The 18,222-nt window shown below is 67.0% G+C and carries 19 protein-coding genes; 13 read left to right on the top strand and 6 right to left on the bottom strand.

Features of this window, described 5'->3' with window-relative positions:
* The first annotated feature begins 124 nt into the window (after window positions 1–124).
* Window positions 125–469, top strand: coding sequence for a glyoxalase/bleomycin resistance/extradiol dioxygenase family protein (locus tag A6723_RS05540; RefSeq protein WP_054909872.1), 345 nt, complete (start codon window positions 125–127; stop codon window positions 467–469).
* A 47-nt stretch (window positions 470–516) separates the two neighbouring features.
* Here the strand turns inward: A6723_RS05540 and gcvA are convergent, their stop codons facing one another.
* Window positions 517–1,500 carry a transcriptional regulator GcvA gene (gene gcvA / locus A6723_RS05535; protein ID WP_082450780.1) on the bottom strand — a complete coding sequence of 328 codons (984 nt, stop codon included), beginning with the start codon at window positions 1,498–1,500 and terminating at the stop codon, window positions 517–519.
* 179 nt (window positions 1,501–1,679) lie between these two features.
* Between gcvA and A6723_RS05530 the strand changes: the two genes are divergently transcribed.
* A complete protein-coding gene (locus A6723_RS05530) occupies window positions 1,680–2,453 on the top strand; it encodes an SDR family NAD(P)-dependent oxidoreductase (protein WP_054909874.1) in 774 nt (257 codons plus the stop codon).
* Window positions 2,454–2,506: 53 nt separating this feature from the next.
* Here the strand turns inward: A6723_RS05530 and A6723_RS05525 are convergent, their stop codons facing one another.
* The gene (locus A6723_RS05525; protein WP_054909875.1) at window positions 2,507–3,496 is read right to left on the bottom strand and encodes a zinc-dependent alcohol dehydrogenase family protein; all 990 of its coding nucleotides are present in this window, start codon (window positions 3,494–3,496) and stop codon (window positions 2,507–2,509) included.
* Between the two features lie 160 nt (window positions 3,497–3,656).
* On the opposite strand from A6723_RS05525, the gene A6723_RS05520 reads away from it, so the two are divergent.
* Window positions 3,657–4,211 carry a GNAT family N-acetyltransferase gene (locus A6723_RS05520; RefSeq protein WP_054909876.1) on the top strand — a complete coding sequence of 185 codons (555 nt, stop codon included), beginning with the start codon at window positions 3,657–3,659 and terminating at the stop codon, window positions 4,209–4,211.
* Window positions 4,198–4,881 (top strand): helix-turn-helix domain-containing protein, encoded by a 684-nt coding sequence (locus A6723_RS05515; protein WP_054909877.1) that lies wholly within the window; start codon window positions 4,198–4,200, stop codon window positions 4,879–4,881. The genes A6723_RS05520 and A6723_RS05515 overlap by 14 nt, the downstream gene beginning before the upstream one ends.
* On the opposite strand, the gene A6723_RS05510 is transcribed toward A6723_RS05515, so the two are convergent.
* The 4 genes from A6723_RS05510 to A6723_RS05495 all read right to left on the bottom strand — a co-directional run bounded on the left by A6723_RS05510 (window position 4,870) and on the right by A6723_RS05495 (window position 8,380).
* Window positions 4,870–5,757 (bottom strand): sterol desaturase family protein, encoded by an 888-nt coding sequence (locus tag A6723_RS05510; protein ID WP_054909878.1) that lies wholly within the window; start codon window positions 5,755–5,757, stop codon window positions 4,870–4,872. The genes A6723_RS05515 and A6723_RS05510 overlap by 12 nt on opposite strands.
* Window positions 5,758–5,877: 120 nt before the next feature.
* Window positions 5,878–6,207 carry a c-type cytochrome gene (locus tag A6723_RS05505; protein WP_371914042.1) on the bottom strand — a complete coding sequence of 110 codons (330 nt, stop codon included), beginning with the start codon at window positions 6,205–6,207 and terminating at the stop codon, window positions 5,878–5,880.
* Window positions 6,208–6,305: 98 nt separating this feature from the next.
* The gene (locus tag A6723_RS05500; RefSeq protein ID WP_054909879.1) at window positions 6,306–7,436 is read right to left on the bottom strand and encodes an MFS transporter; all 1,131 of its coding nucleotides are present in this window, start codon (window positions 7,434–7,436) and stop codon (window positions 6,306–6,308) included.
* Window positions 7,437–7,522: 86 nt separating this feature from the next.
* Window positions 7,523–8,380 (bottom strand): LysR substrate-binding domain-containing protein, encoded by an 858-nt coding sequence (locus A6723_RS05495; protein ID WP_037015629.1) that lies wholly within the window; start codon window positions 8,378–8,380, stop codon window positions 7,523–7,525.
* A 111-nt stretch (window positions 8,381–8,491) separates the two neighbouring features.
* Between A6723_RS05495 and phnD the strand changes: the two genes are divergently transcribed.
* From phnD to A6723_RS05450, 9 genes are all read left to right on the top strand, one after another.
* Window positions 8,492–9,364 carry a phosphonate ABC transporter substrate-binding protein gene (gene phnD / locus A6723_RS05490; protein WP_054909880.1) on the top strand — a complete coding sequence of 291 codons (873 nt, stop codon included), beginning with the start codon at window positions 8,492–8,494 and terminating at the stop codon, window positions 9,362–9,364.
* Entirely contained in the window at window positions 9,361–10,161 is an 801-nt protein-coding gene (gene phnC / locus A6723_RS05485) for a phosphonate ABC transporter ATP-binding protein (protein WP_054909881.1), read from the top strand. Before phnD ends, phnC begins: the two co-directional genes overlap by 4 nt.
* A complete protein-coding gene (gene phnE / locus A6723_RS05480) occupies window positions 10,158–10,976 on the top strand; it encodes a phosphonate ABC transporter, permease protein PhnE (protein ID WP_024763507.1) in 819 nt (272 codons plus the stop codon). Before phnC ends, phnE begins: the two co-directional genes overlap by 4 nt.
* Window positions 10,977–11,171: 195 nt before the next feature.
* Window positions 11,172–12,260, top strand: a complete 1,089-nt coding sequence (psrA, locus tag A6723_RS05475; protein ID WP_054909913.1) for an iron-containing alcohol dehydrogenase PsrA — start codon at window positions 11,172–11,174, stop codon at window positions 12,258–12,260.
* 127 nt (window positions 12,261–12,387) lie between these two features.
* Complete coding sequence (locus A6723_RS05470; RefSeq protein ID WP_054909882.1) at window positions 12,388–13,683, top strand: MFS transporter; 1,296 nt, start codon at window positions 12,388–12,390, stop codon at window positions 13,681–13,683.
* A 41-nt stretch (window positions 13,684–13,724) separates the two neighbouring features.
* A complete protein-coding gene (locus A6723_RS05465) occupies window positions 13,725–14,585 on the top strand; it encodes a LysR substrate-binding domain-containing protein (protein WP_024763510.1) in 861 nt (286 codons plus the stop codon).
* Between the two features lie 101 nt (window positions 14,586–14,686).
* Window positions 14,687–15,514, top strand: a complete 828-nt coding sequence (gene phnX, locus A6723_RS05460; protein WP_064979578.1) for a phosphonoacetaldehyde hydrolase — start codon at window positions 14,687–14,689, stop codon at window positions 15,512–15,514.
* A gap of 429 nt (window positions 15,515–15,943) precedes the next feature.
* Window positions 15,944–17,665: a ShlB/FhaC/HecB family hemolysin secretion/activation protein gene (locus tag A6723_RS05455; protein ID WP_256234418.1), complete on the top strand. Its 1,722-nt coding sequence runs from the start codon at window positions 15,944–15,946 to the stop codon at window positions 17,663–17,665.
* Window positions 17,666–17,675: 10 nt separating this feature from the next.
* Window positions 17,676–18,194, top strand: a complete 519-nt coding sequence (locus A6723_RS05450) for a toxin-activating lysine-acyltransferase (RefSeq protein ID WP_054909884.1) — start codon at window positions 17,676–17,678, stop codon at window positions 18,192–18,194.
* Window positions 18,195–18,222 lie beyond the last annotated feature (28 nt).

Below are 18,222 nucleotides of genomic sequence, written 5' to 3'. Positions count from 1 at the left end.
AAGCCGTCCCTTATCTTGCCGCTGCCTTGTGCAGCCATGGCCACACGACGGCGAATCTCTCTGCGCTGACGACCGGCCCAGGCCGTGCCATCATCCGGATTTCGCTCCCACCTCTGGAGTTCCCATGCCGCTGACTCTGCTGCTGCGCTGCCACGACGTGGACCTCACCCGCGAGCATTACCGCGACGTGCTCGGCTTTGCCGTGACCGACTCCGCCGACGGGACGCTCACCGTGCAGCTGGAAGACTGCCGCCTGCTGTTCACCGCGCAGGACCTGTGGGGCAGCGAGGCAGGTTGTTCCGGCACCCTCTACCTGCAACTGGCCGACATCCAACGCTACTACGACGCGGTAAAGGAGCAGGCGCAGATCGCCTGGCCCCTGCAGGACATGCCCTACGGCTCGCGGGAATTCGGCGTGCGCGACTGCAACGGCTATCACCTGGCCTTCGCCCAGCACAGCTCAGCCTGAATGGGCCCCGACACCTGCTCCTGAGCGCGCAGTGAAGCGCTCAAGAATCAGATCGAGAAAGGGTTCGTCGACGGCTCACGCCGGGAATCGGACTCAGCCTGGGCGCACCGCCTCACTGCCCCTGCTTCGGCCAGCAGCCAGTCGCGAAACGCCCGCACCTTGGGCAGCTCGGCACACTCCGGGCGATAGACCACGTAGTAGGCCTGGGTCAGTGGGCAGTTCACACCCCGGTCGGCGAACGGCCGAATCAGCCGCCCCGCGTCCAGGTCATCACGCACCATCACGCTGCGGGCCAACGCCAGGCCCTGGCCATCCATCGCCGCCTGCAACACCGCCGCCGAGTTGTTGATGCGCAGGCCATGGCTCGCCTCGACCTCGCCATGGCCGGCGGCGTCCAGCCACATGCGCCAGGTCGGGAAGTCCGGATCGTGGGCCATCGACAGATCGTGGATCAGCGTGGCGCGCTCAAGCGCCTTGGCCGATAGCCTGCCGCCCCTGAGCAACGGGAAGTCTGGCGCACACACCGGGAAGATCGTCTCGCTCATCAGCTGCACCGCCTGCAGCCCGGGCCATTTTCCACGGCCATAGCGCACGCCGACATCGATGCGTTCGATCTGGAAATCCACTGCGCGCGCATTGGTGTCCAGCAGTACATCGAGGCTCGGGTAAGCCTGCTGGAAACCCTCGATGTGCGGCAGCAGCCATTTCGAGGCAAAGGCCGGACTCACCGCGACCGTCAGCCCGGCCTGCACACCGGTATCCTTCAGCCGTGCCAGGCCGGTCGCCAGGCGCTCGAAACCTTCGCGGATATCCGGCAGCGCCGCGCGTGCCGCATCGGTCAGCGTCAGCCGCGCGTTTCCGCTACTGGCACGGGAAAACAGGGCGACGCCCAGCCACGATTCGAGATTGCGAACCTGCTGGCCGACTGCCGCCGGGGTGACATTCAGCTCCGCCGCCGCGGCAGAGAAACTCAGGTGCCGTGCTGCTGCATCGAAGGCGCGCAGTGCGTTCAGGTAGGCCGGAGTGGTCATCGATAGTTTTTCTATTCCGCCAGCGAAGATCTTCTGCGTTGTTGGCCGCCTCGCCCGGTTCGACAATGCGTACCGGACCAGAGCCTTATCCATGCCAGGAGGATAGCAGATACGCATCTCCGAGCAGGGCTCGACAATCGCAGGCCACTGTCCTCCCGGACACAACGAGGATTCCCACCATGAATAGTTTTTCTAACAAGGTCGCCATCATCACCGGCGGCGGCTCAGGCATCGGCAAGGAAGTCGCGCGGCGCCTCGTCGAAGCCGGCGCCAGCGTCGTCATCGGCGGCCGCGATGGCGCCAAGCTGCAAGCCGCAGCCTGTGAGATCGACCCCAGCGGCCAACGCGTACGCACCCTCGCCGGCAGCATCGCCAACCCGGCCACCGCCCAGGCGCTGGTCGAACTGGCACAGCGCGAGTTCGGCGGCGTCGACATCCTCATCAACAACGCCGGCATCTTCACGCCCAAGCCGTTCCTGGAAGTCAGCCCTGAGGAATACGATGCCTTCCTCGACACCATCCTCAAGGGCAAGTTCTTCATGGCCCAGGCGGCAGCCAAGGCCATGCTGCAGCGCGGCGGCGGCGCCATCGTGCAGACCGGTTCGCTGTGGGCCATCCAGGCCATCGGCGCCACGCCGTCGGCGGCCTACTCCGCCGCCAACGCCGGTGTGCATGCGCTGACTCGCAACCTGGCCATCGAACTGGCCGGCTCGAACATCCGCATCAACACCGTGGCCCCGGCCGTCGTGGAGACGCCGGTCTACGGCACCTTCATGGATGCCGAACAGGTGAAACAGGTGCTGCCCACCTTCAACGCCTTCCATCCACTGGGCCGCAACGGCCAGCCGGGCGACGTCGCGGCGGCGATCCTGTTCCTCGCTTCCGACCAGGCCTCGTGGATCACCGGCACCGTGCTGCCGGTGGACGGTGGCGTCACCGCCGGCCGTCAGTGAAGCCCCGGCGCCCGGCAGCGAATTGCCGGGCGCCCGTGGCCTTGCGTCCCGCGTCAGACCGTGACGACTATTTTGCCCACCTGCTGGTTGGCTTCCAGGAAGCGATGGGCGTCCTGGATCTGCTCCAGCGGGAAGGTCCGCGCGATCACCGGGCGCATCGCACCGGACTCCAGCCCCTTGACGATAAACGCCTTGGCGCGCTCCAGCGCCGTCGGGTCGGCAACGATCTCGGCGTAGAGGTAACCCTTCAGCGTCAGGCTCCTGCCCAGCACGGTGAACAGCGGGAACGGCGTCGGTTCCGGGCTCAGCGCGCCGTATTCGAGAAGGATGCCGCCGCGGGCCATGGCCTGGGTGAGCACCTCGAAACCGGGACCACCGATGGGGTCGAACACCACGCGGGCGCCCTGCCCGTCGGTCAGCGCCATGACCTTCTCGACGATATTTTCTTCGTCGCTGACGATCACGTGATCGGCACCCGCCTCCAGCAGCGCCTGTTTTTTCGCCTGGGTGCGGGTGACGGCGATGGAGGTGGCGCCCACCATGCGGGCGATCTGGAAAGCGGCGAGGCCGACACTGCTGGACGCGGCGGTGACCAGCACGAACTCGCCCTTCGACAGCTTCGCCTGCTCCACCAGCGCACCCCAGGCAGTGACGTACTGCATCCAGGACGCGGCGGCCTGTTCGAAGCTGAGGTTCTGCGGGTGCTTCACCACCAGGTACGCCGGCACATTGGCCACTTCGCCGTAGGTGCCCCAGCGGGCGATATCCAGCGGCGGGATCAGGCTCACCGCATCGCCTACCTCGACATTCTTCACGGCACTCCCCACCGCGCTCACCACACCGGCTGCCTCGTAGCCCAGGCGGCTGGGGAACTCGGCTTCCTGCAGGTAAGCGTGGTTGCGGAACATCACTTCGGCGCGGTTCAGGCCGAAAGCCCTGACCGCGATCTGCACCTCGTCCGCCGCTGGCGCGGGCACGTCCACCGCTTCCAGTTTCAGGACGCTGGCGTCACCGTATTGGTGGATTCTGACAATGCGGGCCATGACAACCTCTCTTCAGCGGGCCGGGGCGAAGGCGCCGGCCGGAATGGGAGTGTAGGAAATCCGTGCGGGGTCGCCCGACCATTCGGACCGGGCGCGTCATCCGGCTGGCCAAGGGCGAGCGAAAAGCCGCAGACTGCTCGTCCGAACACAGGACCTCGACATGGATAGCCTGCCCACCCTGCGTACCGAGCGTCTGCTGCTCACGCCCCTGCAACTGGCGGATGCCCACGCCATCCAGCGCCTGTTCCCGCACTGGGAAGTGGTGCGTTATCTGGATAGCCGCGTGCCCTGGCCCTATCCCGATGACGGTGCCTTGACCTACGTGCGCGACCTGGCGCTGCCGGCAATGGCGCGCGGCGAGGAGTGGCACTGGATGATCCGCCTGGCCAGCGAACCCGGCGACGCCATCGGCAGCATTTCCCTCTTCGACCAACCCGGCAATCACCGGGGGTTCTGGCTCGCGCCGAGGTGGCAAGGCCGGGGTTACATGACCGAGGCCTGCGAAGCGGTCACCCGCTACTGGTTCCTGACCCTGGAGCGGCCGCTCATGCAGGTGCCCAAGGCCATCGTCAACCAGGGCTCGCGGCGCATTTCCGAACGCGAAGGCATGCGCTGCATCGACAGCAGCGAAGGCCGTTTCGTCAGCGGCGTGCTGCCGCGGGAAACCTGGGAGCTGACCCGCGAAGAATGGCTGGCACGCCATGCAGCCGACTGAACGGGCCTGGCAAGGCGAGCTGTGGCTGGGCGCGGACTTCTGCCTGGTCGCCGGCACCACCGGCCATGCCCGCCCACACGCGCACTACGCGCATCAGCTGCTGATGGCTCGCGCAGACGAGGTGCAGGCGCTGGTGGACGAGCAACCGCAGCGAGGGTCGCTGCTGGTGATTCCGTCGAACCGGCGCCATGCCATTCAGGCCAGCGAGCAGCCCGTCATCACCCTCTTCGCCGAACCGCTGGCTTTCGAGCTGGCCGACCTGGAGCGCGTCTGCCGAGCAACCGGGCCGGACCTGCCAGCGCTCGCCGCGCAACTGCAAGCCCTGCCTCGCCGTGAACTCGACCCGCGCCTGGGCAAGGCCCTGCAACGCATCCGCGCCCTGGACGATGGCGCCCTGCCCGCCCAGGAACTGGCCGAAGAAGCCGCGCTATCGTTGAGCCAACTGGAGCGGCTGTTCAGCGGCACGCTGGGCCTGTCGGTGCGCCGCCTGGTGCTCTGGCAGCGGCTACGCCAGGCGCTGCGTCTGGCCATGGCCGGCGATAGCCTGACCAGCGCCGCCATCGCGGCAGGCTTCGCCGACTCCGCGCACTTCTCCCGCAGCGTGCGCAGCCAGTTCGGCATCCGCGCCGACCTGACGCTGCGCCAACTGAAGCTGCGGCTACTCGACTAGTACGCGGCGCAGCCCTGCCGGCAATGGCGCCGGCGGGTGCAGCGCACCACCACGGCGGAATGGCTCGCCAAGCTGCGCGAAGTACGCCAGCGGGTAGTCCGGCCGGTCGCCGATGCCCAGGTCGTCCTCTGCCAACTCATAGCCGGGCAGGTACAGCGCGGTACCCAGCAGGCGGTCCCAGAAGCTGAAGAACAGCGCGAAGTTGACGTCGCCCGCAGTGCCGTACTTCAGGTGATGCAGGCGGTGCAGCGGCGCCCAGGCGAACACCTGGCGCAGCACACCGATGCGCATGTCGACGTTGCTGTGCTGCAGCAGCAACTGGATGGCGATGGCAAAGGCCAGCAACGCCGCAACCTCCACAGGAACACCGAGCAACAGCAGCGGCAGCGTGCCGCCCAGGGCTTCGAGCATCTGGTGCAGCGGGTGCTTCATCAGGCCGTTGAAGCCGTACATGCGCGTCACGCTGTGGTGCACCGCGTGCAGACGCCAGAGCAGCGCGGAACGGTGGCTGGCGTAGTGCACCAGGGTGATGCCGAAGTCAGCGATCAACAGCGCCGCCAGCAATTGCAGCGCCAGCGGCCAGTCCACCGGCCACAGGGCGAAATGTGGCAACCACAAAGCCATCAACGGAATGGCGGCGATACCCAAGGCATTCAGCGTCTCGTTGACCAGCGCGTGGGCCAGGTCGCGGGCGCCATCGCCGTGACTCTCGTTCCAGCCCGCTCGATACGGCCAGAACCGCTCGGCAAGAGAGGCCAGCAGGATCGCCAGCGGCAACAGCGCCGGCAGGCAGAGCAGCGAAACGCCTTCACCGACCAGGTACAGGGCCAGGCCGATGAAGCCGAAGAAGAACGCGGGGGCGTAGAGGTGTCGCATGGGGCAACTCCGGTGCAATGGGAGTCGCCAGTGTTCCCGTTGCACCTTCGGCGGCGCTTGAACAATCCGCGCATTCGGTCTCGAACTGGCTGCCAGATTACTACGCGCCCCAAACCGACATCATCGACTCCTGGCAATCACGGCCGTCATGTACTGGTTCAGATCGCGCAGATCATCGATGGTCCAGGCGTGCGGCGGCATCTTCACGCCGTTCTCGCGCAATGTCCGGGGGATCAGGCTTCCATTGGGACGAAGCACCACCGAAGACACGATGACACCCGGATAGTCACTCAGGCGCTTCCTGAAAGCGGGCGTTGTGAGATCCGGCGTAGGGGGGTTGCTCTTGTTGGCCAGCGGCCCCGTTGCCTTGATATCCGCTCCGTGGCAAACGGCGCACCGCTGCGAGTAGAGATTCTTTCCGTTGAGGCTCTCCGCAAAGGATGACGACATCTGAGCCAGCGTCAGAATTCCTGACAAACCTATGAACAACACCTTCACTTTCACGCGTCCTTGCAAAGCCAATAAAACCTGAATCCAGAGCACGTCGCTCAGCGCCGCCAGGCACACCCCAGCGCACTGAGCGCCAGTATCAGCGCCGCTCCGGCGTAGGCCCAGATCGCCGGCACCTGCGGCAGCAGCACGCCGGCGAGGATCGGCCCGAGCCCGGCGCCGATGTCGCGCCACACTGCGTTGCCCGCCAGCGCCTGGATGCGTGCCTGCGGATTGCGGCTGGCGACCAGCGTCACCACCAGCGGCAGTTGCAGCGCGCGCAACACCAGCACGAAGAAGGCGCCGACGAACAGCCAGTAGCTGCCGAACATCAGCAGCGCCAGCGAGGTGGCCAGCGACAGGATCACCAGCATGCGCAGCGCGCCGAAGCGGTCCGCCAGCCGCCCGCCGAAGGGGCTGAAGAGCATCTCGCTGAGATAACGCACCGCCATCAGGATGCCCGCCACCAGCACGCCGGTGCCGCCCAGGTGGGTCTGTGCGTAGAGCGACAGGCCGAAGATGAACAGGCCGTCCAGCGTCACGCCTTCGATGAAGGACCAGGTGGCGATGCTGTCCGGCAGGCGCAGGCGGCGACCGTTGCTGACGGGAATCTCGTGCCCCGTGGCCGGCAGCGCGCGGGCGCGCCAGAGACCGCACAGGGCGGCCACGCAGAGCACGAAGAACACGCTGCGCGGCCCGAAGGCCTGGGCCATCACCGCCCCCAGCGGCAGGGCCAGCATCGGCCCGATGGACAAGGTTGCCCGCGAGCGTCCGGCGCGCCGCGCGGCGCCTTGAGCTTCAGCGGTGGCGAGGGTCTGGGTGCTGAGGTTGAAGGTGGCGAAGCACAGGCCCCAGACCAGGCGAAACACCAGCAACGTGGCAAACCCGGAGAGCGTCGCCGAGGCCAGCGCGCAGGCTGCCGTCGCCAGCGCCGCCAGGCTGCAGGCGGCACGGTCGCCATGGCGAGCGTAGAAACGCACCACCCAGCCGTAGCCGACGATGCGCACCAGGCGGTTGGCCGCCAGCAGGATGCCCGCTTCCACCAGGGTGACGCCGAAGTCCGCCGCGTACATCGGCAGCAACAGGTAGAGCAGCACGTCGGCGGGCAGGCACAGGCCGAGCACCTGGGCGGAGTTGCGCGAATCTCGATCGGCGCGGCGCAGCAGCGCCTGCTCGGCAGCGGACGACATGACAGTCTCGTGACGGCGACGGGGCCCGCAGGATAACCCGGCCCCCGGCCCGCAAGACAAGCCTTACGCCCGCCCCGGCGGCTGTGCTATCGCGCGAGTGTGCGCAGGAAGGAGGCGATCACCTGGCTGCTGCGGCGCTCGGCCAGGTAGTACAGGTAGGTCTCGGTGAACACCGGGTCGCCGATGATGCGGATGGCCTTCAGGCGCGGATCGGCGATGTACTCCGCCTCGGACACCACGCCGATGCCGATGCCACGGATCACCGCCTCGCGCAGCGCCTCGCGGCTGCCGATCTCCATGGCGATGCGCGGTGTGACATCCGCCGCTTCGAGCACCCGCTCCAGGGCGACGCGGGTGGTCGAGCCCTGCTCGCGACGCAGCAGCGGCTGGCCCTGGAGCGCCTGCACCGGCACCGCGTCGTGGCGGGCAAAGGGGTGTTCGGCGTGGGCGAAGAGGATCACCGGGTGCCGCGCATACAACTCGGCGACGAAGGCCGGATCGTCATGCAGCCCGGCCAGCACGCCGACATCGGTCACGTAGTTCTCCAGGTCGGCGAGCACCGACGCCGAGTTGCCGATACGGATCGATACGTCGATCTGCGGATAGTCGCGGCGATAGCGGTCGACCATCTCGATCACATGGAACGGCCCCACCGCGCCGACCTTCAGCTGGCCGCGATTGAGCTGGCCGGAATCGCGCAGCAGGTTGGTCGCTTCGGACTCGAGCATCGACATCTGCTGGGCAATGGGCAGCAAGGCGCGGCCCACGGCGGTCAGCTCGATGCGACGGCCACGGCGGTGGAACAGCTCGACGTTGAACTCACGCTCCAGGCCCTGGATCTGCGTGGTCGCCGTCGGCTGGCTGAGACCGATGGCCCGTGCGCCGGCGCTGAAGCTGGCGTGGCGGGCGACGGCGAGGAAGGTACGCAGGCGGGCGGTGGACATCCATAGCTCCTATCAATGGATTTGCGTGCAAACCCATATTGATTTGATGGCGTGACTGTCACATGACAGCCCTAGCTTTGGCGCTACCGAACACAACCTCCGGGTAACACCATGACTTCGCTGACCAGACTGTTCCGCTTCGCCGTGCTGCCGCTCGCCTTCGCCTCCGCCCTGCTCTCGACCGCCCAGGCGCAGGACGCCCTCACCGTCGGCCTGATCCCCTCCGAGGATTCCCAGGCCATGATCAAGAGCAGCCAACTGGTGCTCGACCAACTGCAGGAACGCCTGGGCATGCCGGTGAAGCCTTTCGTGGCCACCGACTACAACGGCGTGATCGAAGCCCTGCGCGCCGGCAAGCTGGATGTCGCCTACCTCGGCCCGTTCTCCTACGTGCTGGCGAACAAGGTGGCCGGCGCCGACGCGTTCGCCGTGGCGGTGACCAAGAAGACCGGCAGCAGCGCCTACCACAGCCTGATCATCGCCCGTAAGGACAGCGGCATCCGCAGCCTGGACGACCTCAAGGGCCACACCTTCGCCTTCGTCGACCCCAGCTCGGCCTCCGGCCACCTGTTCCCCAAGGCCGGCCTGGAGCAATCCGGGCATGACCCGAAGGCGCTGTTCTCGCGGGTGATCTTCTCTGGCTCCCACGACGCCAGCATCCTCGCCGTGGAGAACCGCAAGGTGGATGCCGCCGCCGTGGCCGACCGCATCCTCGCCGGCGCGATCAGCGCCGGCCAGGTGCAGCAGGATGACTTCCAGGTCGTCTGGAAATCCGACGACATCCCCGAGTCGCCCATGGTCTGGCGCAAGAACCTCGACCCGGAACTGCAGAAGAAACTGGTCGCCGCGTTCGCCTCGATCAAGGACGTGCCGTGGGGTGACCAGGGCATGCTCAACGGCTTCCAGCCTACCAACGACGCCGCCTACAACGTCGTGCGCGACACCGCCAAGGTGCTCGATCTCGACCTGCGGAGCCTGAAATGATCCGCGTCGCCCAACTGACCAAGGGCTACGGCGACAACCCGGTGCTGCGCGGGATCGACCTGCGCATCGAGGCCGGCGAGTTCGTGGTGATCCTCGGCCAGTCCGGCGCCGGCAAGTCCACCCTGCTGCGCTGCATGAACCGCCTGGCGCAGGCCGACAGCGGTACGCTGCAGGTCGCCGGGGTCGATGCGCTGCTGCCCCGCGACCAGCGCGAACTGCGCCGCCGGGTGGCGATGATCTTCCAGCACCACAACGTGGTGCCGCGCCTGTCGGTGCTGAAGAACGTGCTCACCGGGCGCCTGGGCTGCGTCGGCACCCTCGCCTCGGTGCTGCAACTGTTCAGCCGCGAAGACATCGCCCTGGCCCGCGAATGCCTGCGCCGGGTGGAGCTGGAACACAAGGCCGAAGCACGCACCGATTCGCTGTCCGGCGGGCAGATGCAGCGCGTCGGCATCGCCCGCGCGCTGGCCCAGCGGCCGCAGGTGATCCTCGCCGACGAACCGGTGGCGAGCCTCGACCCGAAGACCGCGCAGCTGGTCATGCACTACCTGCGCGAAGCCACCCGCACCCTGGGCATCACCGTGGTGTGCAACCTGCACCAGGTGGACCTGGCACGCGAGTTCGGCGACCGCATCGTCGGCCTGGCCAACGGCCGCGTGGTCTTCGACGGCAGCGCCGGGGAACTGGATGAATCGGCCCTGCAGCGGATCTACCAGCAACGCCCAAGCGGCGAGGCGACCGCCTACCAGGCGGCGGCGCGCGCGGTGTACACCAGCGGCACAGGAGTCGGCGCATGAACCTGCGAAGCCATCAGTGGATGGTCGAGACGCCACACAGCAAGCGCGGTTGGCTGACCACCGGCGCCGCCGTACTGGCGGTGATCTACCTGCTGCACTGGAGCGCCGAGGGCGCGCAGCTGAGCTGGAGCGAACTGGCCAGCGGCCTGCCGCAGATCGGCGACTTCCTCAGTCGCTCGCTGCCGCCGGACCTGAGCATCCTCCCCAGCCTCTGGCGCCCGGCGCTGGAAACCCTGCAGATCGCCCTCTGGGGCACGCTGCTGGGCATCGTCCTGGCGGTGCCGCTGGGCTTCCTCGCCGCGCGCAACCTGCACGGCAACCGCTGGCTGTACCTGGGCACACGGCAATTGCTCAACGTCATCCGCAGCATCAACGAACTGATCCTCGCCCTGGTGTTCGTCTCGGCGGTCGGCCTCGGCCCCTTCCCCGGCGTACTGGCCCTGGCGCTGCACGGCGTGGGCATGCTCGGCAAGTTCTTCGCCGAGAGCATCGAGGAGATCGACCAGGGCCCCATCGAAGCCTTGCAGGCCACCGGCGCGCGGCCGTTGCAGGTGATCGCCTTCGGCGTGCTGCCGCAAGTGATCACCGCCTGGATCGCCGTGGTGCTCTACCGCTTCGAGGTCAACCTGCGCTCGGCCACCGTGCTCGGCATGGTCGGCGCCGGCGGCCTGGGCTTCGAACTGGTCAGCAGCCTGAAGCTGTTCAAGTACCCGGAGACCGCCACCTGCATTCTCGTCATCACCGTCATGGTGGTGCTCGCCGACCTGCTCTCCAACCGCCTGCGCCACGCCATCCAGGGCAACGGCCGGCACTGATCCACCCTCCCTCATCAACCCTGCCGCGTGCGCCTTCCGGGCGCGCGCCGGGCAGGCTCATGCCTGGAGTTTTGCCAGATGTCCGCACCCGCCGTTATCGGTCAGGCCGATGCCCACCTGCGATCAATCGATTGGAACGAAACCGACGAGGCCCCGAGCATGGCCGCACGTTCAAACAACAACAAGGAACTGCCCATGCCTGCCCGATTCCACAATCCGGTCGCCACCGTTTTCGGCGGCGGCAGCCTGGACCGCATCGCTGAGCTGTGCGACGGCAAGGTCGCCCTGGTGACCTTCCCCGAAGCCGCGCAACTGGGGCTGATCGAACGCGTCCGCCACCTGCTGGGCGAACGCCTCGCCTACGTCATCGACGACGTGCAACCCAACCCCGACGTAGCCTGGCTGCGCAACGTGCACGAGCGCTTCTGGCGTGAAGCGGGCGACTGCACCACGGTATTCGCCCTCGGCGGCGGCAGCGCCATCGACACCGCCAAGGCACTGGTCGTCGGCACCGGGTCCGGGCGCTTCGACGAACTGCTCGACCTGCTGGCCGCCGGCAAGCCCTTCGTCCCGCCACGGCACAAGACACTGGTCGCCGCGCCGACCACCGCCGGCACCGGCAGCGAAGTGACGCCCTGGGCGACCATCTGGGACGCGCAGCAACAGAAGAAGTACTCCCTGCACCTGGATTGCACCTGGCCGCAGGTGGCGCTGATCGACCCGGACCTGATGCTCAGCGTGCCCGCCGGGGTCACCGTATCCACCGGGCTGGATGCGTTGTCCCACGCCCTGGAATCGATCTGGAACCACAACGCCAACCCGATCTCCGACACCTTCGCCATCTCTGCCATCGAGGACATCCTCGACTGCCTGCCGCGCCTGCAGCAGGACCTCGGCAACCGTGAACTGCGCTCGCGCATGGCGCTGGCCGCGCTGAAGGCCGGCATGGCCTTCTCCAACACCAAGACCGCGCTGGCCCACTCCATCTCCTACGAGATGACCCTGCGTCACGGCCTGCCCCATGGCATCGCCTGCTCGTTCACCCTGCCGCTGGTGCTGGGCCTGGCCTGGGGTCGCGACGCCGACCGCGACAGCGTGCTGCAGCGCGTCTTCGGCAACGACCTGAAGGGCGCACAGCAGCGCCTGCGTGAATTCCTCCATCGCCTCGGAGTCAAGACCGAGTTCGGCGATTACGGCGTGACGTCCGCCGAGGCCGAAGCGATGATCGACTTCGCCATGCAGGGCGCCCGCGGCCGCAACTTCATCGGCTCGCAAGCCGCCTGAGGTCGTCCTTTACCGGGCGGCCCTGGCTGCCGCCTTTTCCTGTTGCACCGAAAACCTATTGCACCGAAGAAGAGTGCCGACACGCCGAGCCTTGCGCCGGCGCGAGCGAACAAGAAGGAAAACCGCCATGAACCGTGCACAAACCCTGCCTGGCCTTGAGTCATCCGTGTCGCCCTTCCGCGTGGCGCAGTGGCGCATGCTGCTCGCCGCGATGTTCTGCTACCTGTTCTTCTATACCGGCCGCCAGACGTTCGGCTTTGCCATCCCCGGTATCCAGGCCGAGTTCGGCCTGAGCAAGGAAACCCTCGGCTGGGCCTCCAGCGCCATGCTCTGGATGTACGCCATCGGCCAGGCCATCAACGGCAACCTCGCCGACAAGTTCGGCGGCCGGCGCATCATGAGCCTGGGCGCGGTGCTGTCCTGCGGCGCCAACTGGGTCACCAGTTTCGCCGGCGGCTTCGGCAGCCTGATCCTGCCGTGGGGCATCAACGGCTACTTCCAGGCGCTGGGCTGGGCGCCGGGCAGCCGTCTGCTGTCGAACTGGTGGAGCGCCGCCGAGCGCGGCAAGGTCTACGGCTTCTACGTGTTCGCCGCCGGCTGCGCCTCGGTGCTGTCGTACGTCACCTCGGTGGTGGTGATCGACGTGTTGCACCTGGAGTGGCGCTGGATCTTCCGCCTGCCGGTGCTGCTGATGCTCGCCGGCGGCGTCGTGTTCTACCTGGTGGCGCGGGAACGCCCGCAGGACATGGGCTTCGAGCCGCTGGCCGACACCGGCGTGGCGAATGCCGAAGACCGCTCCAGCGAAGCGGCCCACGGTGAAGAGGAAAGCTCGACGCAACGCTACCTGGCGGTGCTGAAGAACCCGCGCCTGCTGGTCGCTGCGCTGTCCCTGGGCTTCCAGAACGCTGCGCGCTACGGACTGATCGTCTGGGTGCCGGTGCACTTCCTCGGCGCCGACTGGCAGAAGGGCCAGAGCTTCATCGACCCGAAGTGGATCACCATCGCCCTACCGGTCGGCATGGCCGTCGGCGCACTGAGCAATGGCTGGGTGTCCGACCGCCTGTTCGGCAGCAAGCGCTACCGCGCGATCATGCTCTACATGGTGCTCGGCGCGCTCACCAGCCTGTGGATGTGGAGCCTGCCGGCGCACAGCAGCATCGGCCTGCTCGCGCTGTTCCTCTGCGGCTTCTTCGTCTACGGCCCGGCATCGAGCTTCTGGGCGCTCTGCCCGGACCTGGTCGGCGCGCGCCGCGCCGGTACCGCCACCGGGATCATGAACTTCTCTTCCTACCTCTTCGCGGGTCTGGCCGAACCCCTGATCGGTCGCATGCTGGACACGACGGGCAATACTTCACTGATCTTCATCGTGGTCACCACGGCCTGCGTGTGCAGCGCGGTGGTCGCCCTGTTCGTCCGGCGCTGAGGGCACGGCCATGCGCCAGGCCTTCCTCACAGAGAGACCTCATGTACCAGTACCACAAGTGGTTGCGCTCCTTTCACGCCGTGGCCCGCACCGGCAGCTTCACCCAGGCCGCGGCGCTGCTCAGCGTCGGCCAGCCGACCATCAGCGAGCAGGTCAGCGGCCTGGAGAAGCGCTTTTCGGTGGAGCTGTTCCACCGCCGCGGGCGCTTCATCGAATTGAGCCCCGCCGGCGAGCAGCTCTACGCGATCACCCAGGGCCTGTTCGGCCAGGAGGACGAAGCCTTGCAACTGCTGCAGAGCTTCCAGCAGCGCAAGCAGGGCATGTTGCGCATCGGCGCGGTGTCGCCGCCGATCGCCATGAGCCTGACCTACGCACTGATGCAGCGTTACCCGCACATCGAGCTGGAGACCTCCTTCACCAGCGAGGCCGGCACCCTGGAGCGGCTGTACAACTTCGATATCGACGTGGCGATCCTCGCCCTCTCGGAGTTCGACCAGCGCCTGAGCACGCAGCTTTACCGCACCTGCCCGATCCTCGCGGTGGTACGCGACGACCACCCCTGGGCGCAGCAGGAATCGGTCAGCGTGCAGGAGATCGCCAGCCAGCGCGTGGTGTTGCGCGAACCGGCCTCGCGCACCCGCCAGCTGGTCGAGGAAGGCTGCCGGCAACATGGCGTGGAGCTGGACTGCGCGATGCAGCTGAACAGCCGCGAGGCCATCGTCCACGCGGTGGTGCACGGCATCGGCGTGGGCTTCGTCTCGGCGGTGGAATACGCCGACCGGCCTGGCACACGTTCCATCGCCTTCGCCGAGGACCCGTTCCACATCGACTACTACCTGTGCTGCCTGGGCATCCGCCGCAAGCGGCCGATCATCGCCGAGCTGTTCGACTCCACGGCCTGATTCTCAACCCGAACACCCCGTGATACCGCGAGCCTGCCATGACGCCGGGCGGCCGCACTCATCCTGCCTTTCACCAAGAATCCCCTCACAGGAGCACCGCCATGCACTACCAGCAACCCCAGCAACTGCAAGCCGCCATCCTCGACTGGGCYGGCACCGTGGTCGATTTCGGCTCCTTCGCGCCGACCCAGATCTTYGTCGAAGCCTTCGCCGAATTCGGCGTGCAGGTCAGCCTSGMWGAAGCCCGYGGCCCGATGGGCATGGGCAAGTGGGACCACATCCGCACCCTGTGCGACATCCCCGCCATCCGCGAGCGCTACCGCGCGGCCTTCGGTCATCTGCCCACTGACGACGATGTCACTGCCATCTATGAGCGCTTCATGCCGCTGCAGATCGAGAAGATCGCCGAGCACTCGGCGCTGATTCCCGGYGCGCTGGAWGCCATYGCCACCCTGCGCAAGGGMGGGCTGAARATCGGYTCCTGCTCCGGCTACCCRGCGGTGGTGATGGARAAGGTCGTGGCGCTGGCCAAGACCAACGGCTACGTCGCCGACCACGTGGTCGCCACCGACGAAGTGCCCAACGGCCGCCCGCAYCCGGCCCAGGCGCTGGCCAACGTGATCGCCCTGGGCATCAACGATGTCGCGGCSTGCGTGAAGGTCGACGACACCTGGCCGGGYATCCTCGAAGGCCGCAGCGCCGGCATGTGGACCGTGGCGCTGACCTGCTCGGGCAACGCCCTGGGYCTGACCTAYGAGCAGTACAAGGCGCTGCCGGCGGAAAAGCTGGAGCAGGAACGCCGYCGCATYGGCCAGATGTTCGAGGGCTCGCGGCCGCATTACCTGATCGACACCATCGCCGAAYTGCCGSCGGTGATYGCCGATATCAATGCRCGGTTGGCGCGGGGCGAGATGCCGCAGAGCAGCTGATCCCGAGAGTTAACGAAGAAGGCCCGCTTGATGCGGGCCTTCTGCTTTCTGTAGGAGCGAGCTTGCTCGCGAACATCGCCGCGGGGAATCGGTTCGCCAGCAAGCTCGCTCCTACAAAAGATCGGCCATGCATCCCGTGATATCACCGCAATAGCACTTCAGACCGTTCGTCAGGCCTCTGTAAACATTCGGAACAAAATTTCCGTCCTTCATCTCGAACCGTAGGAACTGTCATATCCGCGTTACACATCCGACAGCGGTGTATCAACGGATTTACAGCGATTAGAACGGATTCACGGTCGGATTCAGGACCTTTCGTCATAATTCGACGAGTTATTGCAAGATATTTCACAAGGATGCGAAATGGCTCTTCTCTCTTGCCGTAGAGAGCTTTCGGCAGATTCCTGCCTTGCTCCACGAGCCCCATGGATGGGTATCGATCTTCCCCTTCGAACTGCCCTGCAACTGGCCGCCCTGGCCATGGGCGCGTGCAGTGGCGCTGCCGCCCTGGCCGCCGACCCGCTCCCCGCCCAACAGCTTCTGCAACAGCAGGAACGTGATCGCGCGCTGCGCGAGCAGATGGAACCCTCGCCGGATGTGCGCCTGAAGCTGCCGCCCAGCGGCCTGGAAGGCAACCGCCTGCCGCGCAACGAGGCACCCTGCTTTGCGATCCGCCAGATCACCCTCACCGGTGATGCCGCCGAGCAATTCCAGTGGGCCCTGCGCGCCGCCGACCCGAAGGACGACCCAGCCACCGGCCAGTGCCTGGGCGCCAACGGCATCAACCTGACGATGAAGCGCATCCAGAACGCGATCATCGAACGCGGCTACGTCACCTCCCGCGTGCTGGCGCAGCCACAGGACCTGAAAAGCGGCACCCTGGAACTGACCCTGGTGCCGGGGCGCATCCGCTCGATCCGCTTCGCCGAGGACACCTCGCACCGCGCCAACGCCTGGAACATCGTGCCCGCCAAGCCCGGCGACCTGCTCAACCTGCGCGACATCGAACAGGCGCTGGAGAACTTCAAGCGGGTCCCCACCGCCGACGCCGACATCCAGATCACCGCGGCCGAAGGTGCCGGCGCGCAGCCCGGCGAGAGTGACCTGGTGATCGCCTGGCGGCAGAAATTCCCGATCCGCTTCAGTCTCTCGGTGGACGACTCGGGCACCGACGAGACCGGCAAGTACCTGGGCACCACCTCGGTGTCCTTCGACAACTTCCTCACCCTCAGCGACCTCTTCTACTTCAGCTACAACCACGACCTGGGCGGCGGCGACTCCGGCGATCGCGGCTCGCGCGGCCACACCCTGCACTACTCGGTGCCCTTCGGTTACTGGCTGCTGGGAGTGACCTCCAGCGAGTACGACTACCACCAGACCATCTCCGGGGCGAACCAGGACTACAGCTACAGCGGCGAGAGCAAGAACGACGAGATCAGCCTCACCCGCATGCTCTACCGCGACGCCGTGCGCAAGACCACCGCCAGCATCGGCGGCTGGAGCCGGCGCTCGAAGAACTGGATCGACGACACCGAGATCGAGATCCAGCGCCGGCGCATGGCCGGCTGGTCGTTCGGCCTGACCCATACCGAATACATCGGCGCCTCCACCCTCTACCTGAGCACCGGCTACCGCCGCGGCACCGGAGCGCGCAATGCCATGGCAGCGCCGGAGGAACCCTTCGACGAAGGCACCTCGCGCTCCAAGATCATCACCGCCGAAGCCCAGCTCAGCGTGCCCTTCGCCCTGGGCGACCAGCGCCTGCGCTACAGCAACACCTGGCGCGCGCAATGGAACCGCACGTCGCTGGTACCCCAGGACCGCTTCACCATCGGCGGGCGCTACAGCGTGCGCGGCTTCGACGGCGAGCAGATCCTCTCCGCCGACCGTGGCTGGCTGACCCGCAACGACCTCGGCCTGGCGCTCGGCCAGACCGGCCAGGAAGCCTACGTGGGCGTGGACTACGGCGAAGTCGGCGGGCAGTCGAGCAAGTACCTGATCGGCACCCACCTGGCCGGTTACGTGCTGGGCCTGCGCGGCGGTTATCGCGGCGTGTCCTACGACGTTTTCGTCGGCCAGCCGATCAGCAAGCCCAAGGGCTTCGACACCGCCACCACCACCGGCGGCTTCAACCTGACCTGGTCCTTCTGAGGAGGCGCCCATGCATATCGACGGATTCGACATCACCGCGCCGGGCTTCTTCGACGAGCCCTGGAGCGAAGCCGAGGCGCTGGGCTCGGCGGTCTGGCTGTGGCTGCACTCGGCGTCCCACCGCGACATCCCGCTGCACGCGCTCAACGCCCTGCTGCTGCCGGCGATCAGCCATCGCCAGTTCATCCTCGGCCGGCAGAACGGCCGCCCGGTGTTCTACGTCGCCTTCAGCAACCTCAGCCTTGCGGCCGAGGCGCGCTACCTGAGCCAGCCGGCCATCTGCATGCCGGCTGCCGACTGGAACAGCGGCGAGCGCATCTGGTTCAACGACTGGGTGGCGCCGTTCGGCCACTCCGTTCCGGTGTCGCGCGTCCTGCAGCGGCACTTCTTCGCCAACCGCTGCGGCCGGGCGCTGTACCACCGTGGCGAACAACGCGGCCTGAGGATCAAGAAGTTCCAGGGTGTCGCGGTCATGCCCGCCGAAGCGCGCGCATGGTTCTCCGACCACCCGCTGGCCATCCAGCTCTGAGCGCCCCCCGCGGCCTGCGCCCTCAACC

It is taken from the genome of Pseudomonas sp. AU11447, from assembly GCF_001672555.2.
Classification (GTDB): Bacteria; Pseudomonadota; Gammaproteobacteria; order Pseudomonadales; family Pseudomonadaceae; genus Pseudomonas; species Pseudomonas nitroreducens.
Note: the sequence above shows the minus strand (reverse complement) of the source record. Positions and strands in the feature narration are given on the sequence as shown.

Excerpts from the sequence above, each read along its gene's own strand:
- phnE (WP_024763507.1), top strand. The coding sequence starts at position 10,158 with ATGAACCTGCGAAGCCATCAGTGGATGGTCGAGACGCCACACAGCAAG.
- psrA (WP_054909913.1), top strand. The coding sequence starts at position 11,172 with ATGCCTGCCCGATTCCACAATCCGGTCGCCACCGTTTTCGGCGGCGGC.
- A6723_RS05450 (WP_054909884.1), top strand. The coding sequence starts at position 17,676 with ATGCATATCGACGGATTCGACATCACCGCGCCGGGCTTCTTCGACGAG.
- A6723_RS05505 (WP_371914042.1), bottom strand. The coding sequence starts at position 6,207 with ATGTCGTCATCCTTTGCGGAGAGCCTCAACGGAAAGAATCTCTACTCG.
- A6723_RS05525 (WP_054909875.1), bottom strand. The coding sequence starts at position 3,496 with ATGGCCCGCATTGTCAGAATCCACCAATACGGTGACGCCAGCGTCCTG.
- A6723_RS05495 (WP_037015629.1), bottom strand. The coding sequence starts at position 8,380 with ATGTCCACCGCCCGCCTGCGTACCTTCCTCGCCGTCGCCCGCCACGCC.
- phnD (WP_054909880.1), top strand. The coding sequence starts at position 8,492 with ATGACTTCGCTGACCAGACTGTTCCGCTTCGCCGTGCTGCCGCTCGCC.
- A6723_RS05455 (WP_256234418.1), top strand. The coding sequence starts at position 15,944 with ATGGGTATCGATCTTCCCCTTCGAACTGCCCTGCAACTGGCCGCCCTG.
- A6723_RS05470 (WP_054909882.1), top strand. The coding sequence starts at position 12,388 with ATGAACCGTGCACAAACCCTGCCTGGCCTTGAGTCATCCGTGTCGCCC.
- A6723_RS05500 (WP_054909879.1), bottom strand. The coding sequence starts at position 7,436 with ATGTCGTCCGCTGCCGAGCAGGCGCTGCTGCGCCGCGCCGATCGAGAT.
- A6723_RS05465 (WP_024763510.1), top strand. The coding sequence starts at position 13,725 with ATGTACCAGTACCACAAGTGGTTGCGCTCCTTTCACGCCGTGGCCCGC.
- A6723_RS05520 (WP_054909876.1), top strand. The coding sequence starts at position 3,657 with ATGGATAGCCTGCCCACCCTGCGTACCGAGCGTCTGCTGCTCACGCCC.
- A6723_RS05510 (WP_054909878.1), bottom strand. The coding sequence starts at position 5,757 with ATGCGACACCTCTACGCCCCCGCGTTCTTCTTCGGCTTCATCGGCCTG.
- A6723_RS05530 (WP_054909874.1), top strand. The coding sequence starts at position 1,680 with ATGAATAGTTTTTCTAACAAGGTCGCCATCATCACCGGCGGCGGCTCA.
- A6723_RS05515 (WP_054909877.1), top strand. The coding sequence starts at position 4,198 with ATGCAGCCGACTGAACGGGCCTGGCAAGGCGAGCTGTGGCTGGGCGCG.
- A6723_RS05540 (WP_054909872.1), top strand. The coding sequence starts at position 125 with ATGCCGCTGACTCTGCTGCTGCGCTGCCACGACGTGGACCTCACCCGC.
- phnC (WP_054909881.1), top strand. The coding sequence starts at position 9,361 with ATGATCCGCGTCGCCCAACTGACCAAGGGCTACGGCGACAACCCGGTG.
- gcvA (WP_082450780.1), bottom strand. The coding sequence starts at position 1,500 with ATGACCACTCCGGCCTACCTGAACGCACTGCGCGCCTTCGATGCAGCA.